The sequence below is a fragment of the Oxalobacteraceae sp. CFBP 8761 genome (assembly GCA_014841595.1).
In the GTDB taxonomy this organism is placed as follows: domain Bacteria; phylum Pseudomonadota; class Gammaproteobacteria; order Burkholderiales; family Burkholderiaceae_D; genus Telluria.
Map to the genome: position 1 here is coordinate 329240 of JACYUE010000004.1, position 7990 is coordinate 337229.

Here is a 7990-nt window from a genome sequence, read left to right on the forward strand (position 1 = left end):
CCATGGCCGCGCCTTCCTCCACCCTGCAGCGGATCGAACTGCCTACCGGCACGCTCGAACTGCGCATCGACAGCGGCGCGCCCGAGGTCAACGAGCTGCTCGGCTTTGCCGCGCGCGCCAATGCCAAGCGTGGCTTTCTCTTTCTGAGCAAGGTGCTGGGCAAGCACTGGCCGGCGTCGCCCCGCGCGATGCTGGCCGTGCACGAGCGCCTGGCGGCCACCGTGCCGCCGGTCGATGGCCCGGTGCTCTTCATTGCGATGGCCGAAACCGCGATTGGCCTGGGCCAGGGCGTATTCGAAGCCTGGCTGCGTGCGCATCCGGCGCAGCAGGCGCTTTTTTTGTACACCACGCGCTACCGCGTGGGCACCGGTCCGCTGATCGAATTTGCCGAGGCGCACAGCCACGCGCCGCGCCAGTTCCTGCACGAGCCCACCGATGCGGCGCTGCACGCGCTGTTCATGGCGGCGCGCACGGTCGTGATGGTCGACGATGAAGCCAGCACCGGCAATACCTTCGTCAACCTGGCTGCCGCCTGCCAGCGCCTGAATCCCGGCATCGAGCGCGTGCACCTGGCGACGATCACCAATTTCATGGGCCCGGCCGCCCCGGGCGCGCTCGACGCCCGCTTCGGCCTGCCGGCCACCATCGGCGCGCTGGTCGACGGCCAGTTCACGTTTGCGCAAGGCCCGCTGCCGCCGGACCAGGGCGCGGCCCAGCGCTTCGAGCACGATGCCGACCGCGGCGCCAGCAGCGCGTTCGGCCGCCTGGGCATCGACCACGCCGTACAAGCGCCGACCACCCTGGCCGCGCGCCTGGCCGGCGAGTTCGCCCCTGGCAGCCGCGTGCTGGTGCTGGGCACCGGCGAATTCATGCACGCGTCCACGCTGCTCGGCGCGGCCCTGCAGGAGCGCGGCGTCGACGTGGTGGTGCAGTCGACGACCCGCTCGCCGATCCTGACCTGGGGTGCGGTGGGCCACGCCTTGAGCTTCCCCGACAATTACGGCGAAGGCATCGCCAACTACCTGTACAACGTCGCACCCGGCCAGTACGACCATGTCCTGCTGTGCTTTGAAACTGCCCCCGGCCCCGCGCTGTTCGCGCTGGCCGATACCCTGCGCGCGCGCCTGTTCCATTTCCAGTCCGAGGACCACGTTGAAGAAGTTCCTGTTCGCTGACCTGGACGACACGCTGTTCCAGACCTTCGGCAAGTGCGGCACGCACCGGGATGCCCCCGATGCGCTGCAGCCTGCCGCCTACTACAAGGATGGCAGCATCTGTTCATACACCACCCCGGCCCAGCGCTCGTTTCTCGCGCTGCTGCAGGACGGGATGACGATGATCCCGACCACCGCGCGCGACCTCGATGGCCTGCGCCGCGTGCACCTGCCGTTCACCAGCTACGCCGTCATCAACTACGGCGGCGTCGTGCTCGAGCCGGGCGGCGCGGTCGACCGGCCCTTTCTGGAAGGCGTGCGCACGGCGATGCACACCGCCCTGCCCGGCCTGCTGGAGCTGGCGGCCCACATCGACGCCCATGGCGCGCGCACCAGTTACGCCGGCCGCGCGCGCATGATCGAGGATATCGGCACGCCATTCTTCCTGGTCGTGAAAGACCCGGACAAGCTGAGCGAGCGCCTCGCGCCACTCGAAGAACACGTGGTGCGGCCGTGGATCGCGGACGGCAACCGCGACTACGTCGTCCACCGCAACGGCAACAACCTGGCGATCCTGCCCAGGGCGCTGGACAAAGCCCATGCGGTCGCGCACATCACGGCGCGCCTGAAGGCCGAACACGGCGAGATCGTCACGTTCGGCATGGGCGACAGCCGCTCGGATGCGCGCTTCATGGCCGCCTGCGACTACGCGATCATCCCGCGCGGCACGCAGCTGGCCGGCGTTACCGTGGGGGCGCTGTGATCGGGCATGCCCCCTTCCCGGGCAGCTATCGCGCCGGTGACGTCGACTTTTTGCTGCGCTGCCTGCCGCAGCAGGACTTCACCAATGTCGCCGAGAAGGAAGCGCTGATCCAGAGCGGCCAGCGTCACTACAGCCAGATGCTGTCGCCGGAATCCGCACCCTCCGGGCGCTACATGCGCCTGTTCGATGCCGCCTGCGCCGCCAACAATCCGCGCATGGCGCAGGACTGCCTGCGCCTGGCGGGCCTGATCGCGGCGCGGCGCGCGCAGCAGATCACGATCGTTTCGCTGGCACGCGCCGGCACACCGGTGGGCGTGGTCGTCACGCGCCTGCTGCGCGAACGGTTCGGGCGCGACGCCGTGCATTACTGCGTGTCGATCGTGCGCGACCGCGGCATCGACGCGGCCGCGCTGCGCCACATCCTGGCCCAGGGCCACGCGCCCGAATCGATCGTGTTCGTCGACGGCTGGACCGGCAAGGGCGTCATCGCGCGCGAACTGGCCGGCTCGGTCGACGCGTTCAACCTGCGCCACGGCGTGGCGATCGACACGGGCCTGTACGTGCTGTCGGACCTGGCCGGCGCTGCCGCCTGCGCCGCCTCGTGCGACGATTATCTGATCCCGTCGAGCATCCTGAACGCGACGGTATCGGGCCTGGTGAGCCGCACCGTCATGCCCGACGATCTGGGCGCGGACGATTTCCACGGCTGTGTTTTCTATGCGGACTTTGCCGGCATCGACCGCTCGCAGGCGTTCGCTGATAATTTGATCGCGCTGGCGCTGGCGGCGGATGCCGCCGAGGCGCCGCCCGTGGATGCACATGCGGCGCGCGAACGCTCGCAAGCCTATCTCGGCGCCGCGATGGGGCGCTACGGCGTGCCCGACATCAACCTCGTCAAGCCGGGCATCGGCGAAGCCACGCGCGTGCTGCTGCGGCGCGTGCCGCGCCTGGTCATACTGCGCGAGGCGGATGCGCCGGATGTGGCGCACCTGGCCGCGCTGGCCGAAGAAAAACAGGTCCCGGTCGAGATCGACCCGAGCCTGCCCTACCACGCAGTATCCCTGATCAGGAGTGCATCCGATGGCTAAATCACTGGGCGCGTCGTTGTACGTGCCGGCCAATCACAAGGACCTGGCGGAGATCGCCAATGGCGACCTGATCCCGCAGGCGCGGTCGCTGATCTTCTGCACGGAGGACGCCATCGCCGACCGGGAGCTGAGCTATTCGCTGTTCAACCTGTCGGTGGTGCTGGCCAATATGCGCGTGGACGTGGCGGCCGACCGCTTCGTCCGGGTACGCAATACCGAAGTGCTCGAGCGCGTGCTGGCGATGCCGGGCGCCGACAAGCTCACCGGTTTCGTGCTGCCCAAGATCACGCGCCACAACTTCGACAACTACTACCGGCTCCTGCGCCACACCGAGCACGTGCTGATGCCGACGCTGGAAACGGCCGAAGCCTTTGACGACCAGGAGATGCAGGGCCTGCGCGCGGTGCTCGAAGCGCCCGGCGTACGTCATCGCATCCTGGCGCTGCGCATCGGCGGCAACGACCTGCTGGCGCTGCTGGGCCTGCGCCGGCCGCGCGGCATGACGCTGTACCGCACGCCGCTGGGCCCCGTCATCTCGCGACTGGTCACCACGTTCCGGCCCTACGGTTTCATGCTGACCGCGCCCGTGTTCGAGTACCTGGATCTGCCCGAGCTGCTGGACCAGGAAGTCATCGAAGACCTGGCGCACGGCATGATCGGCAAGACCGCCATCCATCCGACCCAGATCGCGCCGATCGAGCAGCACTTCAAGGTGTCGCCGCAAGACCTGGCGGTGGCGCGCGCGATTCTCGACCAGTCGGCACCGGCCGTGTTTCGCATGAACGACGCCATGTGCGAAGTCGCCACCCATCGCGCCTGGGCCGAACGCACGGTCGAGCAATCGCGCCTGTTCGGTTTCCACGGCGCCGAACTGGATCACAAACCATTCCTGGAAGGGGAACCCTCATGAACATGACCACCTATTCGCGCGGCCAGAAAGGCAAGCTGGCCGATCTGGGCAGCGGCCACGTCTTCAATGTCGACGTCGAGATTGCCGCCAACGGCGCCTCGGTCGATGTCTCCTGCTTCGGCCTGGACGCCAACGACAAGCTGTCCGATGACCGCTACATGGTCTTCTACAACCAGCTGGCCAGCCCGGAAGGCGCGGTGCGCCTGAACCAGTCACCGGGCCGCGCCAGCTTCGCCGTGAACCTCGACCAGCTGCCGGCATCGATCGCCAAGCTGGTGTTCGTCGCCGCGATCGACGGCGCGGCCAGCATGCGCACCCTGGGCGCGAGCTCGCTCACGCTGGGCAGCGCGCTGCGCTTCCCGTGGTCGGGCGCCGACTTCGGCGACGAAAAAGCCGTGATCGTGGCCGAGCTGTATCGCCGCGACGGCCAGTGGCGCTTCGGCGCGGTCGGCCAGGGTTTTGCCGGCGGCCTGTCGACGCTGCTCGCGCACTTTGGCGGTGCCGAGGCGGGATCGTCAGCGAAGCCGGCAACGCCAGCGCCGACGCCGACACCTGCTCCCGTCGCGACGCCAGCCGCGCCACGCGTCTCGCTGTCGAAGATCACGCTCGACAAGCGCGGCGACAAGGTCTCACTCGACAAGCGCGCAGGCGGCGGCTATGGCCGTATCCACGTCAACCTGAACTGGAACCAGGCCGCAATCGCGCCGCCACCGGCGCCGTCCACGCCGCCACCGGCCGCCGCAGCCCGGGGCGGCGGCTTCCTCGACCGCCTGACCAGCATGGCCGGCGACCTCGCGCACAAGGCCGGCGAGATGGCCAACAAGGCGCAAGCGTCACGCAAGGGCCGCACAGGCATCGACCTCGATTTGGGCTGCATGTATGAGCTGACGGATGGCCGCCGGGGGCTGGTGCAGGCACTGGGCAACACGTTCGGCGACTACGAGCGCGATCCATTCATCAAGCTCGACGCCGACGACCGCACGGGCGCCGCCGCGAATGGCGAAAACCTATTCATCAACGGCGAGCGCTTCGACCAGATCAAGCGCGCCGTGATCTTCTCGTTCATCTACGAAGGCGCCGCCAACTGGAGCGTGACCAATGGCGTGGTAACGATCACCGCACCAGGCCAGGCGCCAGTGGAAGTCAAGCTCGACGGCGGCGACCGCCAGATCATGTGCGCGATCGCGCTGATCGAAAACCGCGGCGGCCAGCTCGTGATCACCAAACTGGCCGAATACTTCCAGCAGCAAGGCACCACCAGCGCCCACGAACTGATGGACCGCCACTTCGGCTTCGGCATGCGCTGGAAGACCGGCAGCAAATAAGCTGGCCATAACAAAGCCGGGGTCAGGTCTGACATTTGGACACGGCCTCAGCTTTCAAAGCCGGGGTCAGGTCTGACATTTGGACACGGCCTCAGCTTTAGCTAAAGTTCTAGGAAGCTACTAGGACAACTTCGCCAGCAAGCAAAAATTTAATCCGACGCTCGGTCAAGGTACGGTAGAGATCGTGTCCGAATGTCAGACCTGACCCCGGCTGTTTGCCAAGGTACAGTAGAGATCGTGTCCAAATGTCAGACCTGACCCCGGCTGTTTTGACCCCGGCTGTTTTTGACAGCTACCACGTGCAGCCGGTGCCAGTGATGGTATCGATGGCAAGCGGGATCAACAGCAGTAGGTTGGTCTCTGTGCCGCCGGCATACTTCTTCTGACAGTCCGGGTTCTTCGCCCTCTTGATCGCGCGCGCCAGATTAGTGTCATCGGCGCCGCGCAGTTGCTCCGCGGTGCGCACGCGTTCCAGTGCCGTTGGCACGCGCTCTTTTTCCACCTGCCGGGCCAGCCCGCGCAGCGACTCCATGTCCAGCTTTCCGGTTGACGCCGATGCAGGTGCCGTCGTCGTTTCGGCTGGCGTGGCCGTTGAGGTTTCCTCCGGCGCAGCGATGATCGTCATCGGCTCAGGGGACGCCGGCAGCGCACGCTGTGTGGCGATGCGGGGTGGCCGCACAACCTGGACAGAAACTGGTGGTGGCGGCGCGCTGCGCACCTGCGGCACTGGCGGCGGCTTCACCGGCGCGACGATGAAGGCAAATGCGATGTAATCGACCGGGGTGCTGACGTTGTCTGGTCGGGGACTGGCGTAGTGCACCAATGCGAGCACGAACAGCACGTGCGCCAGCACGATGAACGCGACGGACCCGGCGCGGCCCGTTGCGCCCTGCTCCTGCATCAGCATGGCATGCTGACAGTCGGGCGCATCCGGTCGACGTGCGCTGCCAGCAATGCAGGGCGGTCGAGATACAAGAACACGTACTGCGGCAGCCGCGTCGTTACTTGATGCAGCAGGATGTCGACCTGCGCGTGCTGGTGCAGTACCAGCACGCAGTTCGGCTTGTCGAATGGCGTTAGCACCAAGGTATCGTTGCGCGCTACACCATGCCGATGGCGCCACGTCTGCAGCAGCAGGTCGACCGGTTCGACGCGCGCGATTGCCGCCAACGGCAGCGTGCCCTCGACCCGCACCCCCACGCGCAGGTGCAGGGCCTCTGCCGTCATCACATGGCGCCCTGGCCCGATGTGCCAGCGATCCCCCAGCACCCAGGCCAGTGTGTACAGCACGGCGATAGCGCCCAGCACGTGGATCACCAGCAGCGCATCGGGATCCCTGATGAACAGGTGCAGCAGCAGTGCGTGCGTGGGCAGCTCGAGCAGCAGCGCGACGAAGACCACGGCGCGCGCCGTGTTGTAGGCACCGCGTTCGAGGTAAGTCAGTGCGACGCCCTCAGGCAGCGTGACAGGTAGCAGCTTGCCCTGCATGCGGCGCAGGCAACCGAGCCACAGCAGGCGATCGAGCTTGAACAGTCCCGGCAGTTCAGGCGGCAGTAGCGCCGTCACTTGTGCATGCCACGGCGCCCGCGCCGCATGGGCGCTGCGTAGCCGTTGCCACGCTTGCGGGGCATGCGCGATGTCCTTTGCCATCAGCAGCAGCAAGGGCAGCGCAAGACCGGCATGATGCAGCAGCGGCTTGACCGCTTCAGGTGCGAGACTCTTGGCGATGGCAGCAAGCAGCAGCGCGCCGACCGCCAGGCCGGCGAGTTCGCGCCATGTCATGGCGCGCAAAAGGGAAACAACGTGCATCTGGCGTATGGACGAGAAATTGAACAAATAAACCCGTCGATTACATCACGCCCTGCCGGGACCGACAATGCTTGATGGTTGCCAGAGCGTAGTTCATGCACCCGGCATGATGATCACTGGGTCCGGAAATGACAAAAGCCAGGTTGCCCGCAATGCGGTCAACCTGGCTTCTTGCAGCATCGGCGGCCAATGCCGCCAATACTTAAATGCGATTACTGCAGTTTGATTTCGACATCGACGCCAGCTGGCAGGTCGAGCTTCATCAGTGCGTCAACGGTCTTGTCGGTTGGGTCCACGATGTCCATCAGACGCTGGTGCGTACGGATTTCGAACTGGTCGCGCGAGGTCTTGTTCACGTGTGGCGAACGCAGCACGTCGAAACGCTGGATACGGGTTGGCAGTGGGACTGGGCCTTTGACGACGGCGCCGGTGCGCTTCGCGGTCTCGACGATTTCCAGGGCCGACTGGTCGATCAGCTTGTAGTCGAATGCTTTCAGGCGAATACGGATTTTCTGGTTAGCGGACATGCGATTTCCTTTAAAAGAACGTTCCGGCTTGGTGCCGGCAATGTGGTCGAGATACTTCGTTACTGCACAAGAGGCGGGAGTATAACATCGTTCCCACCCAAACAGATGGGGACAGACCGAAAAGTCTGTCCCCATCGTTGTGTCAATCAGACTCTCCCGAAAGAGAGCCGATCCACCATCTTGCCCTAATTAGTTAGGCAGGATTTTTGCAACAACGCCGGCGCCGACGGTACGGCCGCCTTCGCGGATTGCGAAGCGCAGACCTTCTTCCATCGCGATCGGGTTGATCAGCTTGACGGTGATCGACACGTTGTCGCCTGGCATGACCATTTCTTTGTCTGCTGGCAGCTCGATCGAACCGGTCACGTCAGTCGTACGGAAGTAGAACTGTGGACGATAGTTGTTGAAGAACGG

The 7990-nt window shown here is 65.6% G+C and carries 9 protein-coding genes; 5 read left to right on the plus strand and 4 right to left on the minus strand.

The window, feature by feature from the left end; genetic code table 11:
* Positions 1 to 2: 2 nt before the first annotated feature.
* Genes IFU00_21105 through IFU00_21125 form a run of 5 tightly spaced genes read left to right on the plus strand, consistent with a single transcriptional unit; the run spans position 3 to position 5240 of the window.
* Positions 3 to 1175 carry a phosphoribosyltransferase domain-containing protein gene (locus IFU00_21105; protein ID MBD8544780.1) on the plus strand — a complete coding sequence of 391 codons (1173 nt, stop codon included), beginning with the start codon at positions 3 to 5 and terminating at the stop codon, positions 1173 to 1175.
* Complete coding sequence (locus IFU00_21110; GenBank protein MBD8544781.1) at positions 1153 to 1917, plus strand: hypothetical protein; 765 nt, start codon at positions 1153 to 1155, stop codon at positions 1915 to 1917. Before IFU00_21105 ends, IFU00_21110 begins: the two co-directional genes overlap by 23 nt.
* Positions 1917 to 3005: a cysteine protease StiP family protein gene (locus tag IFU00_21115; protein ID MBD8544782.1), complete on the plus strand. Its 1089-nt coding sequence runs from the start codon at positions 1917 to 1919 to the stop codon at positions 3003 to 3005. The genes IFU00_21110 and IFU00_21115 overlap by 1 nt, the downstream gene beginning before the upstream one ends.
* Positions 2998 to 3915 carry an HpcH/HpaI aldolase/citrate lyase family protein gene (locus IFU00_21120; GenBank protein ID MBD8544783.1) on the plus strand — a complete coding sequence of 306 codons (918 nt, stop codon included), beginning with the start codon at positions 2998 to 3000 and terminating at the stop codon, positions 3913 to 3915. Before IFU00_21115 ends, IFU00_21120 begins: the two co-directional genes overlap by 8 nt.
* A 2-nt stretch (positions 3916 to 3917) precedes the next feature.
* Positions 3918 to 5240, plus strand: a complete 1323-nt coding sequence (locus IFU00_21125; protein ID MBD8544784.1) for a TerD family protein — start codon at positions 3918 to 3920, stop codon at positions 5238 to 5240.
* Between the two features lie 292 nt (positions 5241 to 5532).
* Here IFU00_21125 and IFU00_21130 read toward each other — a convergent pair whose 3' ends face one another.
* From IFU00_21130 to IFU00_21145, 4 genes are all read right to left on the minus strand, one after another.
* Positions 5533 to 6147: a hypothetical protein gene (locus IFU00_21130; protein MBD8544785.1), complete on the minus strand. Its 615-nt coding sequence runs from the start codon at positions 6145 to 6147 to the stop codon at positions 5533 to 5535.
* Positions 6141 to 7058 carry a hypothetical protein gene (locus IFU00_21135; GenBank protein ID MBD8544786.1) on the minus strand — a complete coding sequence of 306 codons (918 nt, stop codon included), beginning with the start codon at positions 7056 to 7058 and terminating at the stop codon, positions 6141 to 6143. Before IFU00_21135 ends, IFU00_21130 begins: the two co-directional genes overlap by 7 nt.
* A 203-nt stretch (positions 7059 to 7261) precedes the next feature.
* Positions 7262 to 7576 (minus strand): 30S ribosomal protein S10, encoded by a 315-nt coding sequence (gene rpsJ / locus IFU00_21140; GenBank protein ID MBD8544787.1) that lies wholly within the window; start codon positions 7574 to 7576, stop codon positions 7262 to 7264.
* A gap of 189 nt (positions 7577 to 7765) precedes the next feature.
* Positions 7766 to 7990: elongation factor Tu (locus IFU00_21145; GenBank protein ID MBD8544788.1), on the minus strand; the 225-nt coding region annotated here is incomplete at its 5' end.